The organism is Kitasatospora sp. cg17-2, assembly GCF_054031055.1.
In genome coordinates this window covers 7,857,829-7,876,327 of the sequence record NZ_CM132923.1, presented here as the reverse complement: position 1 = coordinate 7,876,327, position 18,499 = coordinate 7,857,829, and the positions used below count along the sequence as shown (strand labels likewise).

At 72.9% G+C, this 18,499-nt stretch carries 14 protein-coding genes and 1 riboswitch; of the genes, 6 read left to right on the top strand and 8 right to left on the bottom strand.

Features of this window, described 5'->3' with window-relative positions; translation table 11 throughout:
- Window positions 1-222 precede the first annotated feature (222 nt).
- Window positions 223-390: riboswitch (cyclic di-AMP (ydaO/yuaA leader) on the top strand.
- Together ACW14Y_RS33190 and ACW14Y_RS33185 are read left to right on the top strand one after the other, a co-directional pair.
- Window positions 377-1,663 (top strand): transglycosylase family protein, encoded by a 1,287-nt coding sequence (locus ACW14Y_RS33190; protein WP_456984550.1) that lies wholly within the window; start codon window positions 377-379, stop codon window positions 1,661-1,663. (Overlaps the previous riboswitch by 14 nt.)
- Before the next feature lie 158 nt (window positions 1,664-1,821).
- Entirely contained in the window at window positions 1,822-2,022 is a 201-nt protein-coding gene (locus tag ACW14Y_RS33185; protein ID WP_380306178.1) for a hypothetical protein, read from the top strand.
- Between the two features lie 57 nt (window positions 2,023-2,079).
- On the opposite strand, the gene ACW14Y_RS33180 is transcribed toward ACW14Y_RS33185, so the two are convergent.
- From ACW14Y_RS33180 to ACW14Y_RS33150, 7 genes are all read right to left on the bottom strand, one after another.
- Window positions 2,080-3,099, bottom strand: a complete 1,020-nt coding sequence (locus ACW14Y_RS33180; protein WP_266273315.1) for a LacI family DNA-binding transcriptional regulator — start codon at window positions 3,097-3,099, stop codon at window positions 2,080-2,082.
- A 25-nt stretch (window positions 3,100-3,124) separates the two neighbouring features.
- Window positions 3,125-4,831, bottom strand: a complete 1,707-nt coding sequence (locus tag ACW14Y_RS33175; RefSeq protein WP_380306175.1) for a glycoside hydrolase family 13 protein — start codon at window positions 4,829-4,831, stop codon at window positions 3,125-3,127.
- 56 nt (window positions 4,832-4,887) lie between these two features.
- Complete coding sequence (locus ACW14Y_RS33170) at window positions 4,888-5,802, bottom strand: sugar ABC transporter permease (protein ID WP_456984548.1); 915 nt, start codon at window positions 5,800-5,802, stop codon at window positions 4,888-4,890.
- A gap of 36 nt (window positions 5,803-5,838) precedes the next feature.
- Window positions 5,839-6,843, bottom strand: a complete 1,005-nt coding sequence (locus ACW14Y_RS33165; protein ID WP_030392207.1) for a carbohydrate ABC transporter permease — start codon at window positions 6,841-6,843, stop codon at window positions 5,839-5,841.
- A gap of 111 nt (window positions 6,844-6,954) precedes the next feature.
- Window positions 6,955-8,232: an extracellular solute-binding protein gene (locus tag ACW14Y_RS33160; RefSeq protein ID WP_380306171.1), complete on the bottom strand. Its 1,278-nt coding sequence runs from the start codon at window positions 8,230-8,232 to the stop codon at window positions 6,955-6,957.
- A gap of 309 nt (window positions 8,233-8,541) precedes the next feature.
- Window positions 8,542-9,627 carry an aldose epimerase family protein gene (locus tag ACW14Y_RS33155; protein WP_456984547.1) on the bottom strand — a complete coding sequence of 362 codons (1,086 nt, stop codon included), beginning with the start codon at window positions 9,625-9,627 and terminating at the stop codon, window positions 8,542-8,544.
- 211 nt (window positions 9,628-9,838) lie between these two features.
- Window positions 9,839-12,934, bottom strand: coding sequence for an ATP-binding protein (locus ACW14Y_RS33150; RefSeq protein WP_380438537.1), 3,096 nt, complete (start codon window positions 12,932-12,934; stop codon window positions 9,839-9,841).
- Window positions 12,935-13,227: 293 nt separating this feature from the next.
- On the opposite strand from ACW14Y_RS33150, the gene ACW14Y_RS33145 reads away from it, so the two are divergent.
- The 3 genes from ACW14Y_RS33145 (at window position 13,228) to ACW14Y_RS33135 (ending at window position 16,595) form a co-directional block, all read left to right on the top strand.
- Complete coding sequence (locus tag ACW14Y_RS33145) at window positions 13,228-14,175, top strand: terpene synthase family protein (protein ID WP_051742927.1); 948 nt, start codon at window positions 13,228-13,230, stop codon at window positions 14,173-14,175.
- Between the two features lie 288 nt (window positions 14,176-14,463).
- A complete protein-coding gene (gene exaC, locus ACW14Y_RS33140) occupies window positions 14,464-15,987 on the top strand; it encodes an acetaldehyde dehydrogenase ExaC (protein WP_456984545.1) in 1,524 nt (507 codons plus the stop codon).
- A 284-nt stretch (window positions 15,988-16,271) separates the two neighbouring features.
- A complete protein-coding gene (locus ACW14Y_RS33135) occupies window positions 16,272-16,595 on the top strand; it encodes a nuclear transport factor 2 family protein (RefSeq protein ID WP_380306163.1) in 324 nt (107 codons plus the stop codon).
- 37 nt (window positions 16,596-16,632) lie between these two features.
- Here the strand turns inward: ACW14Y_RS33135 and ACW14Y_RS33130 are convergent, their stop codons facing one another.
- The gene (locus ACW14Y_RS33130) at window positions 16,633-17,853 is read right to left on the bottom strand and encodes a serine hydrolase domain-containing protein (protein WP_380306161.1); all 1,221 of its coding nucleotides are present in this window, start codon (window positions 17,851-17,853) and stop codon (window positions 16,633-16,635) included.
- 86 nt (window positions 17,854-17,939) lie between these two features.
- On the opposite strand from ACW14Y_RS33130, the gene ACW14Y_RS33125 reads away from it, so the two are divergent.
- Window positions 17,940-18,449 carry an NUDIX hydrolase gene (locus tag ACW14Y_RS33125; protein WP_266273324.1) on the top strand — a complete coding sequence of 170 codons (510 nt, stop codon included), beginning with the start codon at window positions 17,940-17,942 and terminating at the stop codon, window positions 18,447-18,449.
- Window positions 18,450-18,499 lie beyond the last annotated feature (50 nt).

Genomic DNA, 18,499 nt, shown 5'->3' with positions numbered 1-18,499 from the left:
TGGTGCCGACGCTCTGAAGCATAGGCAGTTGTGTTGGCCATGACGGGCGTTGCCGGAAATCGGTCATTTCTGATCATGAAGGACAGCGGTTCAGCACGTCTTTCGTAAACTGTGACGGTCATCACACATGTTTGCGGTTTGAAGCCGCCTCTGCTTAACGTGCTCCCCGTTCGTGGCCACACGGACCCAGCCCGTCCGCGACGCCGAGTCCTGCCGTCGGGCGTGCTGGCAGCGCAATACATCACGGCAGGAGCGGGGGAACCACAGGTAGTTCGCCCAGGACCGGTCCTCGGACCGGACCCGGGCTAGGGGTGAAGCCGCGTCCACAGCGCGGCCGGGCAACTCCGGCCCGAATCCGACAGCTCACCTCGCAGGCGTGGGAGAGGACCACGTCTTCATGCTGCCCACCAACGGCACCCGTCTGTCCGGCCGTACCCGTCGCGCGATCGCCGCCCTCGGCGTCGCGGGCATCGGCCTCACCGTCCCCTGCCTCACCGCCGGCACCGCCTCGGCCGCCTCCGTCGCCACCTGGGACAAGGTCGCCCAGTGCGAGAGCACCGGCAACTGGAGCATCAACACCGGCAACGGCTTCTACGGCGGCCTCCAGTTCACCAACTCCACCTGGGCCGAGTTCGGCGGCACCTCCTTCGCCGCCCGGGCCGACCTCGCCACCAAGGACCAGCAGATAGCGATCGCCGAGAAGGTGCTCGCCGTGCAGGGCCCCGGCGCCTGGCCGGTCTGCTCGGTCCAGGCCGGTCTGACCAAGGGCGGCACCCCCGCCGCCGTGGACACCTCCGCGACCACCGCGCCGGCCGCCAAGACCCCGGCCCCGGCTCCGGCCCCCGCCACCAAGCCCGCCGCCAAGCCGGCCGAGAAGCCGGCCGCCAAGCCCGAGAACCCGGCCCCGGCCGCCTCCGACGCCGCCCAGCAGCGCACCGGCGCCCAGGACTGGCAGAAGTGGCACCGCCAGGCGGGCCAGGAGGCCTCCGCCGACTACACCGTGGTCGCCGGCGACTGGCTCTCCTCCATCGCCGACAAGAACAACGTCCAGGGCGGCTGGGAGCGGCTGTACGAGCTCAACCGCTCCACCCTGTCCGAGGGCCCGCACAGCATCTACCCGGGCCAGCACCTGACCCTCGGCGACCGCGCCGGGGCGAAGGCTCCGGCCGCCGACAGGTCCGGCCAGGGCTTCGACTGGTTCAACCGCGCCAAGGACGCCCAGAACGGCTCCGGGACGGCCGCCGAGCCCGCCGCCGACACCACCGCGAAGGCCGAGACCCCGGCCCCCGCCCCGGCCGCCACGGGCAGCATGGCCGCCGCCGTCTCCTTCGCCCAGTCGAAGGTCGGCCAGGCCTACGTCTACGGCGGCACCGGCAACGGCGGCTGGGACTGCTCCGGCCTGACCCAGGCCGCGCTGCGGGCCGCGGGCGTCTCCGTCCCGCGCGTCGCCGCCGACCAGGCCGCCGCGTCCACGCACGTCTCGCTGGACTCGCTCAAGGCGGGCGACCTGCTGTTCTGGTCCAACAACGGCCAGGACTCCGGCGTCTACCACGTCGCGCTCTACATCGGCGACGGCAAGTACGTCGAGGCCGCCAACCCGAGCTCGGGCGTCCGGCTCCAGACCGTCGCCAACTGGGCGCCGGACTTCGCCGGCCGGGTCTGATCCGGTAGTACCTCGGCCCCCGGGAGAGTCGTCGCTCCTCGCCCGGGGGCCGAGGCCTGCCCCGGTGCGGCCCCGCCGCGATCACCGTTCCGGACAACCATGGTCAAAGGCCCGCCCCGGCGGGCATGCTGCTGCTCTGCACCCGAGGAGGAGTCACCATGGCCCAGGTCACCGTCTCGCTCGACGCCAATCTCGCCATCGACGCGATGATGCTGTCCGGCACCAGGAACCCGCAGGACGCCGTCGAACTGATCCTCCGCGACTTCCTGGAGCGGGGCCGGCGCACCGGGGCCCGCACCGGTGACGCCGCCGACGGCCACCGGGTCACCCCGGACCGGCCCACCGCCCAGGAGGGCTGAGCGGAACGCCGAGGGGCCCCGGGAGCGGATCGCTCCCGGGGCCCTCGTGGTGTCTCCTCAGCGCGCGCGGCCGCCGGTCGAGCCGCGCATCACCAGCTCCGGCTGGAACATGAACTCCCCGCGCTGGACGGCGTTCCCGCCGACCTCCTCCAGCAGGGCGTCCACCGCCGCGGTGGCCATCGCCTCCACCGGCTGGCGCACGGTGGTCAGCGGCGGCTCGGTGAAAGCTATCAGCGGCGAGTCGTCGAAGCCGACCACCGAGACGTCCTGCGGCACCGCCAGGCCCCGCTGACGGACCGCCCGGATCGCGCCCAGCGCCATCATGTCGCTGCCGCAGACGATCGCCGTGCAGCCCTTGTCCAGCAGCGCCCCGGCCGCCGCGTGCCCGCCCTCCACACTGAACAGCGTGTGCCGGACGAGCTCCTCGGCCTCCTCCCGGGTGTGCCCGAGCACCTCCCGCAGGGCCGCCGTGAAGCCCTCGATCTTGCGCAGCACCGGCACGTACCGCCGCTGCCCGACGGCCAGCCCGATCCGCTCGTGGCCGAGTTCGGCCAGGTGCTGGACGGCCATCCACATCGCGGCCCGGTCGTCCGGCGAGATGAACGGCGCGTCGATCTTCTCGCTGTAGCCGTTGATCAGCACGAACGGCACCCCGCGCCCGGCCAGCCGGGCGTAGCGGTCGTGGTCGGCGGTGCTGTCGGCGTGCAGGCCGGAGACGAAGACGATGCCCGCCACGCCCCGGTCGACCAGCATCTCGACCAGTTCGTCCTCGGTGGAACCGCCCGGGGTCTGGGTGCAGAGCACCGGCGTGTAGCCGTGCCGGCTCAGCGCCTGCTCGATCACCTGGGCCAGCGCCGGGAAGATCGGGTTGCTCAGTTCCGGGGTGATCAGTCCGATCAGCCCGGCACTGCGCTGGCGCAGCCGGGTCGGCCGCTCGTAGCCGAGCACGTCCAGCGCCGCCAGCACGGTCTGCCGGGTGGTGGCGGAGACGTTCGCCTTGCCGTTGAGCACGCGGGAGACGGTGGCCTCGCTGACCCCCGCCTGCGCCGCGATGTCTGAGAGTCGCGCCGTAGTCACGGTCCCAGAGCCTATTGCAACCACGTCAGACCGCCCACCAGTCGGTGCTGTCCGCGGCCAGCACCGCCTCGCCGTCGACGACCCGGGGGTCGGCGCCGGCGGAGGTCAGCAGCAGCCGGCCGGGCGCCGGTATCGCGACCGGGGCGCCGGTGGTGTTGACGGTGCACACGAAGGAGCCGCGGCGGAAGGCCAGGGTGCCCTCGGGGCTCTCCAGCCACTCGACCTCCCGGCCGGCGCCGAGGTCGTCGCGGTCCCGGCGCAGGGCCAGCGCGGAGCGGTACAGCTCCAGGGTGGAGGTCGGGTCGCCGGTCTGCGCCTCGACGCTGAGCGCGGCCCACTCGGCGGGCTGCGGCAGCCAGGACGGGCCGCCGGCGTCCGGGCCGAAGCCGTACGGGGCCTCGGTGCCGGACCACGGGATCGGGACCCGGCAGCCGTCGCGGTAGCCGTCCTGGCCGGCCTGGCGGAAGAACGACGGGTCCTGGCGGACCTCGTCGGGCAGGTCGGTGACGTCCGGCAGGCCGAGCTCCTCGCCCTGGTAGACGTAGGCGGAGCCGGGCAGGGCGAGCATCAGCAGGGTCGCGGCGCGGGCGCGGCGCAGGCCGAGCGCCCGGTCGCCGGGGGTGCGGATCTGGGTGCCGAGGCCGGGCGGGTTGGCGAACCGGGTGGCGTGCCGGGTGACGTCGTGGTTGGAGAGCACCCAGGTGGTGGGGGCGTCGACCGGGCGCATCGAGTCGAGCGAGAGGTCGATCACGCCGCGCAGCTCGGCGGCGTCCCAGGAGGTACCCAGGTACTGGAAGTTGAAGGCCTGGTGCAGTTCGTCGGGGCGGACGTAGTTGGCGGTGCGCTCGACGGTCGGGGTCCAGGCCTCGGCGACGCCGATCCGCTGGCCGGGGTACTCGTCGAGGATCCTGCGCCAGCTGCGGTAGATCTCGTGCACGCCGTCCTGGTCGAAGAACGGCATGACGTCGTTGCCGAGCAGCTTGAGCTGGTCGCCGCCGCCGAGGTCGGGCAGGCCGGGGGCCTTGACCAGGCCGTGGGCGACGTCGATCCGGAAGCCGTCGACGCCCATGTCCAGCCAGAACCGCAGGATGGAGCGGAACTCGTCGGCGACGGCCGGGCTGTCCCAGTCGAAGTCGGGCTGCTCGGGGGCGAACAGGTGCAGGTACCAGTCGCCGGGGGTGCCGTCCGGGTTCTCCGAGCGGGTCCAGGCCGGGCCGCCGAAGATGGACTCCCAGTCGTTGGGCGGCAGTTCGCCGTTCTCGCCCTTGCCGGGACGGAAGTGGTAGCGCTCGCGCAGCGGGGAGCCGGGGCCCTCGCGCAGGGCGCGCTGGAACCACTCGTGCTGGTCCGAGGAGTGGTTGGGGACGAGGTCCACGATGATCCGCAGGCCCAGCGCGTGGGCGTCGCGGATCAGCGCGTCGGCGTCCAGCAGGGTGCCGAACATCGGGTCCACCGCCCGGTAGTCGGCCACGTCGTAGCCGGCGTCGGCCTGCGGGGAGGCGTAGAACGGCGACAGCCAGACGGCGTCCACGCCGAGGTCGCGCAGGTAGGGCAGACGGCTGCGGATGCCGGGCAGGTCGCCCATGCCGTCGCCGTTGGAGTCGGCGAAACTGCGCGGGTACACCTGGTAGATGACCGCGTCCCGCCACCAGCCTCTGTCCGCGCCGGCGCCGGCCTCGTGAGCGGTGGCGTCGGCGGCGGGCCGGGAGGTGTCGGCCAGGTTCTGGGTCATGGACGGTATCCCTTGGGGGTGGAGGAGGAGCGGTCAGGAGGTGCGGGCGCCGACGGTCAGGACTTCGAGGCGCCGGCGGTCAGCCCGGTCACCAGGTGGCGCTGCACCAGGTAGAAGAGGACCGAGGAGGGGATCGCGATCAGCACCGCGGTGGCGGCCATCAGGTTCCACTGGGCGTCGTGCTCGCTGACGAAGGTCTGCAGGCCGACGGCCAGCGTGTACTTGTCGGAGCTGAGCATGAAGGTGGAGGCGAAGGCGACCTCGGCCCAGGCGGTGAGGAAGGAGTAGAAGGCGGCGACCGCCAGGCCCGGGCGGGCGAGCGGCAGCACCAGCCGCCAGAAGGTGCCGAAGGGGGAGAGCCCGTCGACCCGGCCGGCCTCGTCGATCTCCACCGGGATGGTGTCGAAGTAGCCCTTCAGCAGCCAGCCGCAGTAGGGCACGGTGGTGGTCGAGTAGACCAGGATCAGGCCGAGGTAGCTGTCCAGCAGGCCGAGCCGGGACAGGATCGTGTACATCGGCACGATCAGCACCGCGATCGGGAACATCTGGGTGACCAGCAGCGACCACATCAGCGGCTTGTGGCCGGGGAAGCGCATCCGGGAGACGGCGTAGCCGGTGGAGGCGGCGATCATCACGCCGAACACGGTGGTGACGCCGGAGACCAGGAAGGCGTTGCCGAACCAGCTCGCGAAGTCGGTGTCGAACAGCACCGTGCGGTAGTTGGAGAAGGTGATCTTGTCGAGGATCGCGCCGGGGTGCAGGTAGTCGGTCTTGTCCGGGCCGAGCGAGACGTAGAGGATCCACGCCACCGGGAACAGGGCGACCAGGCTGGCCAGGATCAGCGCGCCGTGCATCAGGGTCTTGGCGAGCGGTCCGCTCTCGCCGCGGCCGCGGACCTTGGCGGGCCGGGCGGCGGGGACGGCGGCGCGGGCCGCGGTGCGGGGGGTGGGTCGGTCGGTGGTGGTGCTCATCGAGGTGCCTCCTTCGTGGTCGTGCGGTTCGCCGGGTCAGCCGTTCGCGCGCTCGTTGCGGGCGAGCCAGCGGCGGTAGAAGCCGGTGAAGACGATCAGGATGGAGAGCAGGATCACGCCGTAGGCGGCGGACTGCGCGTAGTCCCGGGGCTGCTGGCCGAAGCCGAGCCGGTAGGCCCAGGTGACCAGCAGTTGGGCGTCCGGCGCGCCGTTGGCGCCGAACAGCAGGAAGATGACGGCGAACTGGTTGAACGTCCAGATCACACCGAGCAGCACGACGGTCGAGGAGACGGTGCGCAGCCCGGGCAGGGTGACGTGGCGGAACCGCTGCCAGGCGGTGGCGCCGTCCATCTCGGCGGCCTCGTACAGCTCGGCCGGGATCGACTGGAGGCCGCCGAGCAGCGAGATCATCATGAACGGCACGCCGACCCAGGTGTTGACCAGGACGGCGGCGGCCTTCTGGGCCAGCGGGTCGTCCAGCCAGCCGGGTTCGGGCAGGTGCAGCGCGGAGAGCAGGCCGTTGACGGCGCCGCCGTCGGCGAGCATCAGCCGCCAGGAGAAGACGGTGACGAAGGTCGGCACGGCCCAGGGCAGGATGAGCAGCATCCGGTAGACGGCGCGGCCGCGGAGCTTCTGGTTGAGCAGCAGGGCGAGGCCGAGGCCGATGGTGTAGTGCAGGCCGACGCAGAGCGCGGTCCAGGAGATGGTCCAGACGAAGTGCGACCAGAAGCGGTCGTAGGAGCCGGGGCCCCAGAGGATGTCGGCGTAGTTGTCGAGGCCGACGAAGTGGTAGCTCGCCGGGATCTCGTTGACGCCGATCTTCCTGGCCGCGTTGAGGCTGTTGGCGTCGGTGAGGGTGAGCCAGAGTCCCTCGGCGAGCGGGTAGAGCACCAGGACGCCGAGGACGAGCACGACCGGCGCGATCATCGCATAGGCGTACCAGTGCTTGGCGTACGAGCGCTTGAGGCGCTCCATCAGGCCCGGACGCGGATCGCGCTGCCGGCTGCCCTGGCCGGTGGCGCCCTGCACGGCGACTGACATGTTCGACACCTTCTCGGGGGAGGTCCGCCGCCTCGCTTCGGCGACTGCTGCTACGGGTCCGGCCGCCCGGCCCGCCGGGGGTCGGCGGGCCGGACGGCGGTGGGGGACGGACTACTTGGCGAAGCCCGGGAGGAGCTTGGCGTAGTCGGTGGCGACGGTGTTCAGACCGTCCTGGGTCGAGGTGCCCTGGACGACCTTGCCGAGGTTGGTGCCCAGCGAGGCGAACAGCGAGCTGTACTCGGGCAGTTCGGGGCGCGGCTTGGCGCTCGACAGCACCGACTGGAAGCCGGCGATACCGGGGTCGGCCTTGACCTCGGGGGTGAAGGCGTCGTCGCGGGTCGGCAGGGTGGAGTTCTTCTGCGCGATGAACGCCTGGCTCTCGGCCGAGGTCATGAAGGCGGCGAACTTCTCGGCGGCGGCCTTGTGGGCCGCGTCGGCACCGGCGTAGACGGAGATGTTGTGGCCGCCGGTCGGGGCGCCGCCCTTGCCGGCCGAGCCGCCCGGGACGGGGGCGATGCCGAGGTTGGTCTTGTCGGCGAAGGCCGAGCCCTTGTAGATGTTGGTGATCTCCCAGGGGCCCTGGACGATCGCCGCGACCTTGCCGCTGTTGAAGGCGTCCATCATGTGCGCGTAGGCGTCGGTGGTGACGTCGGCCTTGGCGGTGCCGGGCGCGGTGAACAGCGACTTGTAGGTCTCGATGCCCTTGACGGCCTCGGGGCCGGCCACGGTGATCTTCTTACCCTTGGCGTCGACGGTGTCGGTCCCCTCGCCGAAGAGGAACGGCATCGCGTAGTAGCCGTCGGCGGCCTTCAGCCAGAAGCCGTCCACGCCGGCCTTGTCCTTGACCGTGGCGGCGACGGTCTTCAGCTCGTCCCAGGTGGTGGGGGCGGCGGTGATGCCGGCCTTGGCGAAGAGCTCCTTGTTGTAGAGCAGGCCGAGGGTGTCGGTGACCAGCGGCACGCCGTAGAGCTTGCCCTGGTAGCTCGCCTGCTGGATCAGGCTGGGCTGGAACTTGGCGGAGTCGGCGGCGGCCGGGGTGCCGTCCAGCGGCTCCAGGTAGCCGGCCTTGGCGAAGGCGGCGGTCCAGCCGACCTCGGAACGGAACACGTCCGGCGCGCCCTTGGCCCCCATGGCGGTCTGGAGCTTGTTCTGCGCCTGGTCGAACGGCACGTTGACGAAGTCGACCTTGACGTTCGGGTTGGCCGCCTCGAACTTCTTGACGAGCTCCTGGTAGTTCGGCGCCTCGTTGGTGGCGTTCGACGTGTCCCAGTAGGTGAGGGTGACCGGCCCGTCGGCCTTGCCGTCCGAGCTGGAGCCGCTGCTGCCACAGGCAGCCATCGAGACCGCGAGGGCCACAACGAGGGCAGAGGCCGCGATGCCACGCCGCATGAGAACTCCTTGGAGGGTGGGGGTGCCCGAAATAGTGGGAGACAGGCGCATAATGGCTGCCTTGCCTCGCGCCGACCGCACCGTTGCTGCCGCCGGGCTCGGGAAGGAAGTTAACAGCGGGGCAACAGTCGCGGAAAGCCCTTGCAGCAAGTTTCTGCAAGAAAAAGCGATCGTTACACCCACGTGTCCTTCACGTTGCCGCACGGTAGTTGACAGGCAAGGAAGTTGTGGCGCTTTGTCCGGTTCGCCCCGGTCGACAGCTGCCGCCGGGGCCACCCTCCGTGGTGAAAGGCTCTTGCAGCGCCCCCGTCAGCCGGTGTTGCCGAGCCGGAACACCGTGGTCGAACGGAACTCCTCCCCCGGCCGCAGCACGGTGCTCGGGAAGTCCGGGTGGTGCGGGGAGTCCGGGAAGTGCTGGGTCTCCAGCGCCACCCCGGAGAACGGCCCGTACGGCACCCCGCTCGCGCCGCTGACCGCGCCGCGGAAGCCGTTGGCCGTGTAGACCTGGATCCCCGGCTCGGTGGTCAGCACCTCCAGGGTCCGCCCGCTGACCGGGTCCTCCAGCCGCGCGGCCGGGGCCGGGGCGCCGTCCGCCGGGCGGGGGCGCAGCACCCAGTTGTGGTCGTAGCCGCCCGGGCCGGTCAGCTGCGGGTGCTCGTCGTGCACCGACTTGCCGATCGGCCGGGCGGTGGTGAAGTCGAACGGCGTACCGGCCACCGGCTCGATCCGCCCGTACGGGATCTGCCGCCCGTCGGCGGGGGTGTACCCGTCGGCGTCCAGGGTGAGCAGATGGCCGAGGACGTCCCCGGAGCCCTCGCCGCCCAGGTTGAAGTACGCGTGGTTGGTGAGGTTGACCACGGTCGGCGCGGCGGTCACCGCGCGGTAGCGGATCGCCAGCTCGCCGGAGGCGTCGAGGGTGTAGTCGACGGTGACGTCCAGCGCCCCCGGGAAGCCCTGGTCGCCGTCCGGGCTGTGCAGCCGCAGCCGGACGCCGTCGGGCAGCTCCTCGGCCGCCCACATCCGGTTGGCGAAGCCGTCCGGGCCGCCGTGCAGGGTGACCCCGCCGCCGGTCGGGGCGAGCGGGTGCTCCTCGCCGTCGAGGCCGACCCGGCTGTCGGCGATCCGGTTGGCGTACCGGCCGACCACGGTGCCGTAGTGCCGGGCCGGGCCGAGGATGTCGGCGATCCGGTCGCTGGAGAGCAGCACCTGGCCGGGGCGGCCGTCCCGGTCGGGGCCGACCAGGGTGTGCAGGGTGGCGCCGAGGGTGAGCACGCTCGCCTCGTACGGGCCGGCCCGAAGCGTCCACCGTTCGATCGCGGAGCCCGCCCCCGAGGGGTCCAGGGGCTCGCGCCGCACGCTGGTGGTCCGCGACCCGTTCGCCGGGGGCGTCGCCATGACCTGCTCCTCACTGGCGGGCCACGGGGTGCGCGCCCACCCTTGACCGGGGTACCGCCCGGACCCTGTACGGGCCCGGGTCGGCGTCAAGCCTAGTCAGCCGCGGGCCCGGCAGGGCGCTCATCGGGCCCGCGCGCGCCGCCCGGGCCCGGGCGGGAGGACCCGAGCGGTCGGAACCGGTCGAAACCGGTCAGCACCCCAACGGCAACCGTCAGAAACGGTCGCGCCGGTCCGACCGTTCGGGAAGCTCCGGACGCGCCCGGAGCTCCGGGAGCGCCACGGGCTCCGCCGGGTCCGAGCCGTCCCGCGGCACCGGCGCCCACGGTTCGGCCGACCGCTGCTCCGGCGCCAGCCCGAGGGCGGCGGCCAGCCCGTCGGGCCCGCTGCCCGCCTTGCGGTAGACCGCGGCCAGCCGCCGGTTGACCAGGCTCAGCGGCAGCGCCAGCCGGTCGGCGATCCGCTGCGGCGGCACACCCCGGACGGCCAGCTCGGCGACGTCCCACTCGGGCTGGCTGAGCGTCTCCCGCACGTCGCCCAGCCGGTTCGGCCGCAGGCCGTAGTTGGCCAGCTCGCGCCGGGCCCGGTCGACCAGCCCGTCCGCGGCGCAGTGCTGCGCCAGCTCGATGCCCTGGTACAGGTACTCCTGGGCGTCCTCCAGCCGGCCGACCCGGCGCAGCGCGGCCCCGAGGTCGACCAGCGCCACGGCGTGCTCGTAGCCGGCCGGCGACTGGCCGAGGTGGGCCACCGCCCGCTCCAGCAGCTCGACCGCCTGCTGGCCGTCCTCGATCTGGGCGTGCAGCCGCAGCGCCGTCCCGATCGCCGAGGCGGTGCCGAACCGCTCCGCGTCGGCGACCGAGCGGCGGGCGTACTCGCGGGCCCGCTCCGGCTCGTCCTCGGCGAGCGCGATGGCCAGGTGGGCGGCCCAGGGCGCCCAGACCGTGTTGTGCCAGCCCCGGATGTCCAGCTGGGCGCCGGCCTCGGTGAGCGCCGCGGCCGCGCCGGCGGGCCGGCCGACGGCGAGCAGCAGCTTGCCGTACAGCGAGGCGGCGTCCGGCAGCACCATCGCGGTCGCGTGGTACGGCGGGTGGAAGCCGAAGTCGAGGGCGAGCTCCCAGGCCTCCTGGCTGCGGCCGCGGGCGATCAGGGTGTCGATCAGCACGCCGACCGCGTCCCAGGCCAGCGGCAGCTTGGAGCCGATCCGCTCGGAGAGCCGCAGCGCGCGGCGCAGGAAGTCCTCGGCCTCGGCGAGCAGACCGCGCCGGAACCGGGCCAGGCCCATCAGGAAGTAGGCGAAACCCCGGTGGGCACCGGACCAGCCCGCCACCTCGAACTGGACGATGGCGTCCGAGAACAACCGCTCGGCCTGGGCGATCCGGTCGTTGTAGGTGTAGGAGAGGCCGAGCGTGGCGGGCAGCTCGAAGCCCCAGATGTTGTCGGTCCAGCCGAGCCCCTTGGGCAGCCGCCCGTTGTCCAGCACGTCGTCCGCGTGCCGCAGCACCTCGGTCGAGGGAGCGCCGCGCAGGGTGAGGTCCCAGGCCCGCAGCGCCAGCACCGCCCGGTCGGCGGCCTCGCGCCCGGTGAGGCTCTCGCACAGGGCGCCCAGCCGGGCGGAGCGGGCCGGCCCGTCCTCCTCGGACTTGCGGAAGGCGTGCCACATGAACGACGCGGCCTCCAGCCGCAGCCGGCCCGCCGGGTCCCCGAAGGTGTGCTCGGCCTCCTGCTGGCAGACCAGGGCGGCCTCGCGCAGCTCACCGCTGTGCGCCAGCACCTCGGAGAGCCGGAAGGTGGCGTCCACCCGGAGCGAGGGGCGCAGCGGTCCCTCCTCCGGGTCGAGCGCGAGCTTCAGCTGGTTGACGGTGGCGACCGGGTCGGTCAGCAGGGCCGAGCAGCCCAGCTCGTAGAGCACCTCGGCGCGGTCCTGGTCGTCCGGCGGTTCGGCGAGCGCGCGGTGCAGACAGCGCTGGGCGGCCTCGGGCGCGCCGATCAGCAGGTGTTCGGAGGCGGCCCGGCGGAGTTTGCGCACGGTGCGGTCGTCGCCCTCGCCCGCGAAGGTCTCCACCAGGTGGCGGGAGGCGGCGAGCAGGCCGAGCCCGGCGTTCTCGATCTCGGCGGCGGCCACGCCGTGCATCCCGGTCCTGGTGGCCTCGGGCATGGTGTTGTAGATCGAGCTGGCGATCAGCGGGTGGACGAATTCGAGGTTGCCGTTCGGCGTGGCGGTCAGGACGCGCTGCTTGCGCAGTTCCTTGACGGACTCGCGGGCGCCCTCGGTGGACTGGGCGGAGATCCGGGTGGCGAGGTCGGGCCGGATGTCGGTGCCGAGCATCGCGGCGGCCCAGGCGAACCGCAGGGTGGCGGCGCCGAGCCGGTCCAGCCAGGACTTGAGGGTCATCCCGGTGGCGTCGACGGCGAGTTCGCGGAGCTGGACCGAGTTCTCCTCGACCGGGTCGAGCTCCTGGTCGCGGACCTGGTCGAGCAGGGCGACGGCCTCGAACGGATTGCCGTTGACGACGTTCCAGAACTCGTAGCAGAAGGCGTCCTCGGCCCGGTCGCCCAGCTCGGCGCGGATGATGTCGGTGACGGCGACCAGCGAGAGCCGGCTCAGCTGGTGCCGGCGGGTGGCCAGGGAGGCGACGGCGCGGTGATGGTCCTGGGACTCCTGCTGCCAGTCGGCGGTGTCGTCGCGGTAGGCGAACACCAGCAGCACCGGCAGTTCGCGGGCCCGGACCGCGAACTGCGCCAGCCAGCTGAGGGATTCGAGGTCGGCCCAGTGCAGGTCGTCGACGACCATCACCAGCGGGGCGCGGCGCGGGGCGAGCTGGGTGAGGACGAAGTCCAGGCCGTCCCGGACGCCCTGCGGGTCGAGGCGGCGGGCGCCCTTCTTGGGCTGCTTGAGGCCCATGGCCGGTCCGACGACCTCCTCCCAGGTGCCCATCACCTGGCGGAACTCGCCGGGGCCGAGACTGCCGAGCACCGGCTGGAGGAGCTGGCGCAGCACGTGGTACGGCTCGTTGAACTGGCGCTCGCCGCCGCGGGCGAACAGCACGGTGGCGTTGGGGCGCAGCTTGGCGATCCGGCGGACCTCGTGCAGCAGGGTGGTCTTGCCGATGCCGGGCCGGCCGGAGAAGGTGAGGAGTTCGCCGATCTCGGTGCCGCCGGCCGCGAAGTCACGGCAGAGTTTGTCCACCGCCGCCTCGGCGGAGCGGATTTCGGCGTCGCGGTCACGCAACCTGACCCGGTTGGGGGCGCCTTCCGCCTCCCGCGCGCCGGTCGTCGCCTCCGCTCGGAATTCGCTGTCCCGCTCGGTCACCGTCGCGCCTCCACCTCGCCGTTCCCTGCCCGTGGAGCCGAGAGTAGCGCCGCCGGGGGTGCGGTGGAGCGCATTCACGCAGGCGGGGGCCGAGATCGAGGGTTCGGCGGGCTTGCCGAGGGCAATTGCCCTATATCCCTAACGTCGGATCATTGCATCGGATACTCTACGGCCCGCACGCCGAGTTGATCATGTCGTGACAATCCGTCACCACCCGGCCGTGCAACCCCAACTCCCCCACCGACAGCAGCAATACCTTAAGCGCCCCCACCCTCCGCAGCTCCGGGAGTCCGATGTCTGACGACACCTCACTTCAGATTCCGTTCCCGTACCGTCGCAGTGCCCACGGGCCGTACGCCACCGAACTGCACCGCGCCTGGCTCACCCGCCACCCGCTGCTGGCCGACCCGACCCACCCGTCGTACGCGCACTGGGAGGTCGTCGACCTCGCCGCCCTCGGCTACCCCGACGCCGGGCCGGACGAACTCGCCCTGGCCGCCGACCTGATGGGCTTCTACTTCCTCTTCGACGACCAGTTCGACGGCCCGCTCGGCCGCCGCCCCGCCGAGGTCGCCCCCATCTGCGACCGGCTGGTGGCCGTCCTGCACGGCGCCCGGCCCGACCGGGACTCCCCCGTGGAGACGGCGTTCGCCGACCTCTGGGAGCGCAGCGTCCAGGGCATGCCGGCGCGCTGGCAGGCGCGCGCCGCGTACAACTGGGAGTACTACCTGGCCAGTCACCCCGCGGAGGCGGCCGGCCGGATAAGCCCGCGTCCGCCCGACCGGGCCGGGTACCAGGTGCTGCGGCGCGGCACCGCCGCGATGGAGACCATCTTCGACATGGTCGAGCGGCTCGGCCACTTCGAGGTCCCGCCGGCCGTTCTGCACCACCCGGTGCTGCGTCAGATCCGCCAGCTCGCCGCCGACATCCCCTCGCTCACCAACGACGTCCGGTCCTTCCCGCTGGAGGCCCCGCGCGGCGACGTCAACAACCTGGTGATGATCGTCCAGCGGGAGCGGGACTGCTCGGCCGAGTCGGCCTGCGCGGTGGTGATGGCCGAGGCCCAGCTGATGGCCGAGCGCTGCCGCGAGCTGTACGAGCGGCTCCCCGACGTGTACCGGGAGCTGGGGCTGGCCCGGGTCGAGCGGATCGTCGCCCAGCGCTACGCCGACGGCCTGGTCACCTGGCTGGCCGGCTACCTGAGCTGGGAACGCCGCACCGGCCGCTACCAGGAGGCGTGAGGGGTACTCGCCCGCTCCGGCCGCTCCCCTCCGGCGACGACGACCGGGCGCCGGGGGCCGAAGCGCGGCGGCCGGAATGCGCCACCCTCCGTGGACGGGCGCCGTACGGACCGTAGCCGAACCGGCCGCCCGCCGGTTAGGGTGCTGCTCGGCGGGCGCCCCCGGAGCGGGGCACGCCCGACCCGCGTGTGTGTCCGTACCCTCCGCCGGGCCGCCCAGCACGGCCCGGCGCACCGCCCGGCCCACGCGCCGGTGCGGCGCCCCGACAGCGCGAGGAGGCACCAGAGCATGCCGGTCTACCAGCCCCCCGGACGGCCCGGATCCATCGTCGAGTACCGCCCCCGCTACGAGCACTGGATCGGCGGCCGATGGACGCCGCCGGTCCTCGGCCAGTACTTCGAGAACCCCAGCCCGGTCACCGGCGAGGTCTTCACGGAGGTCGCCCGCGGCACCGCCGAGGACATCGAGGCCGCCCTCGACGCCGCCCACGCCGCCGCCCCGGCCTGGGGCCGCACCCCGCCCGCCGAACGCGCCCTGGTCCTGCTGCGGATCGCCGACCGGATCGAGCAGAACCTCGAACGGCTCGCCGTCGCGGAGAGCTGGGAGAACGGCAAGCCGGTCCGCGAGACCCTGGGCGCCGACCTGCCGCTCGCGGTCGACCACCTGCGCTACTTCGCCGGCGCGCTGCGCGCCCAGGAGGGCGGCCTCTCCCAGCTGGACGAGGACACCGTGGCGTACCACTTCCACGAGCCGCTGGGCGTGGTCGGCCAGATCATCCCGTGGAACTTCCCGATCCTGATGGCGGTCTGGAAGTTCGCCCCGGCCCTCGCGGCGGGCAACGCGGTCGTGCTGAAGCCCGCCGAGCAGACCCCGGCCTCCGTCCTGCTGCTGGTCGAACTGATCGCCGACCTGCTGCCGCCGGGCGTGCTGAACGTGGTCAACGGCTACGGCCTGGAGGCCGGCCGGCCGCTGGCCTCCAGCGACCGGATCCGGAAGATCGCCTTCACCGGCGAGACCACCACCGGCCGGCTGATCTCGCAGTACGCGAGCGGCAACCTCATCCCGGTCTCGCTGGAGCTGGGCGGCAAGAGCCCCAACCTGTTCTTCGCCGACGTCGCCGCCGAGCGGGACGCCTTCTACGACAAGACGGTCGAGGGCTTCGCGATGTTCGCCCTCAACCAGGGCGAGGTCTGCACCTGTCCGAGCCGGGCGCTGATCGAGTCCTCGATCTACGACCGGCTGCTCGCGGACGGCCTGGAGCGGGTCCGTTCGATGCGCCAGGGCAACCCGCTGGACACCGAGACCCAGGTCGGCGCGCAGGCCAGCGACGAGCAGCTGCGCAAGGTCCTCTCCTACATCGAGATCGGCCAGGCCGAGGGCGCCAAGGTGCTGGCCGGCGGCGAGCGGGCCGACCTCGGGGGCGCGCTGGCCGGCGGCTACTACGTGACGCCGACCGTCTTCGAGGGCGTCAACGGGATGCGGATCTTCCAGGAGGAGATCTTCGGCCCCGTCGTCGCGGTGACCCGCTTCGAGGACTTCGACGACGCGATCGCGCTCGCCAACGACACCCAGTACGGCCTCGGCGCGGGCGTCTGGACCCGCGACGGCACCACCGCCCACCGGGCGGGCCGCGCCATCCAGGCGGGCCGGGTGTGGACCAATTGTTTCCATGCCTATCCGGCCCACGCGGCCTTCGGCGGCTACAAGAACTCGGGCATCGGCCGGGAGAACCACAAGGCCCTCCTGGAGCACTACCAGCAGACCAAGAACCTCCTGGTCAGCTACTCCCCGAAGGCCCTGGGCCTCTTCTGACCGACCGGCCCCACATGCCCGCGGAGCGCTGCCGACGAGGCACTGCCGACGGGGCGCTGCCGACGGGGCCGGGAACGCGGAGTGGGAAGTCGGTCCGGCCGACTTCCCACTCCGTACGCCACTCCCCGTGGCCCGGTCTCGGGGACCCCTGAGGGCAAATCACCCGTATCGGGATGTAAGCACATGAATCACCGGAAATCTCCGACGCGCCGCCGACATGCGCGGCGTGTCCCGTCCGACGCCCTAAACAGGAGTCCCCACCGCTTCGACTCCTGGGAGACCGGATGGCCATCGCCACCGCCAAACTGACCGACCCGACCGTGCGCGCCGCCGTCACCGCGATCAACGCGGGCGACCGGCAGGCCTTCGTGGACCTGCTGACCCCCGGCGCCACGATGTCCGACGACGGCTCCGACCGCGACCTCCAGGACTGGATCGACCGGGAGATCTTCACCGTGCGCGGCCACATGGAGGTCCGCTCCGAGTCCGACGGCGGCCGGGCGCTGGTCGCCGACTTCCGCAACGAGACCTGGGGCGAGATGCGCACCGCCTGGCGCTTCACCGTCGAGCACGGCCGGATCGACCGCTTCGAGACCGGCCAGGCCTGACCCCCGGAGCCCCGTCACCGGGGACGGCCGGGGCGGGTCAGACCGCCCCGAGCGACTCCCGCACCGCCCGGATCAGCGCGCGGGAGCGGACGTCCCCGGTGACCCCGGGCTGCATGCCGTTGGTGACGTAGCCGAAGCCGATCCCGAGCCCGGGATCGGCGAAGCCCAGCGAACCGCCCCGGCCGGGGTGCCCGAAGCTGGCCGGCGAGGCCATCAGCGCGGTCGGGCTGTGCCGGAAGAACCCCAGCCCGAAGGTCGAGTTGACGATCAGCACCCGGTCCGGGCCGCTCACCACCGGCCCGACCGCGCGGGCCAGCACCTCCGGGCCCAGCAGCGGCGGCAGCGTCCCGCCGCCACCGCCGTACCGGTCCGCCGCGCCGATCAGCGCCGCGTAGAACCGGGCCACCGAACGCGCGGTGCCGATCCCGCCCGCACCGGGGATCTCGGCGGCCTGCACCGCCGGGTCGTTGAGGTCCACCCCGGGGCGCACCGAGGCGAAGGCCCGCGCGGTCAGCGAGGAGGGGTCCTGGTAGGCGTCCCGGACCGACTGCTTGGGCCGCAGCCGCAGGCCGCTCGGGCCGGTCCTGGCCGACGGTGGCGCGGGCAGGTCGACCAGCCGGCCGACCCTGGGCGCGGCGCCGGACGGCAGCCCGATCCACAGGTCCAGGCCGAGCGGCCGGGCGATCTCCTCGGCGAAGTACTGGCCGACGGTCCGTCCGGAGACCCGGCGCACCACCTCGCCGACCAGCCAGCCGAAGGTGTAGGGGTGGTAGCCGTGCGCCGTCCCCGGCTCCCACGCGGGCCGCTGGGCGGCCACCGCGGCCGCCGCCCGCTCCCAGGTGAGCACGTCCTCCAGCCGCAGCGGCACGTCCAGCGCGGGCACGCCCGCCTGGTGCGACAGCAGCCAGCGCACCGGCACCCCGCCCTTGCCGGCCGCCGCGAACTCCGGCCAGTAGGAGGCGACCGGGGCGTCCAGGTCGAGCAACCCGCGCTCGGCGAGCAGCAGCGCGGTGGTCGCCGTCAGGCCCTTGGTGACCGAGCGCAGCACCTGCGCGGTGTCGGCCGTCCACGGCACCGCCGGCGCGGGCCGGCCGCCGACCTCCGGCCGGGCGTCGCCGCCCCACAGGTCGACCACCTTCCGGCCCCGCACGTACAGCGCGAACGCCGCGCCGAGCTCGCCGTGGTCCCGGAAGTTGCGGGCGAAGGCCTCCCGCACCGGCTCGAAGCCCCCGGCCGTCTCGCCCCAGATCTCCACCACCGCGCGTCGTCCCCGTCCTCGTCGGTCGTTCGTACGTCCATCGTTCGTGTGTCCGTGAATCGCCCGGAAACCCTAACCTGTCGGTCATGACCAATCCTGCCGAAGAGCTGCTGGACGTCGTCGACGAGCACGACCGGGTGATCGGGACCGAGACCCGCGGGGAGGTGTACCGGCGGGGGCTGCTGCACCGGTGCGTCTTCGTCCTGGTCCGCGACCCGGCCGGGCGGATCTTCGTCCACCGGCGGACCGACACCAAGCTGTTCGCCCCGGGCGCCCACGACATGTTCGTCGGCGGCGTGGTGGGCGCCGGCGAGACGTACGAGGAGGCCGCCGTCCGGGAGGCCGAGGAGGAGCTGGGCGTGACCGGGATCGTCCCGCGCCCGCTGTTCCGCTTCGTCTTCCGGGGCGACGGCCTCGCCTGGTGGTCCGATGTGCACGAGGCCGAGTGGGACGGTCCGGTGGACCCGCAGGAGTCCGAGGTGGCCTGGCACGCCTGGCTGACCCCGGCCGAGCTGGCCGAACGCCTGGCCCGGGACGAGTTCGTCCCGGACGGGCGCGAGGCGTACCGCCGCTACCTGGAGCACCACCGGGCCTGACCGGGCCGGACCTGGCCCGACCCGGGCCGATAGGGTGGCGCGCATGGCAT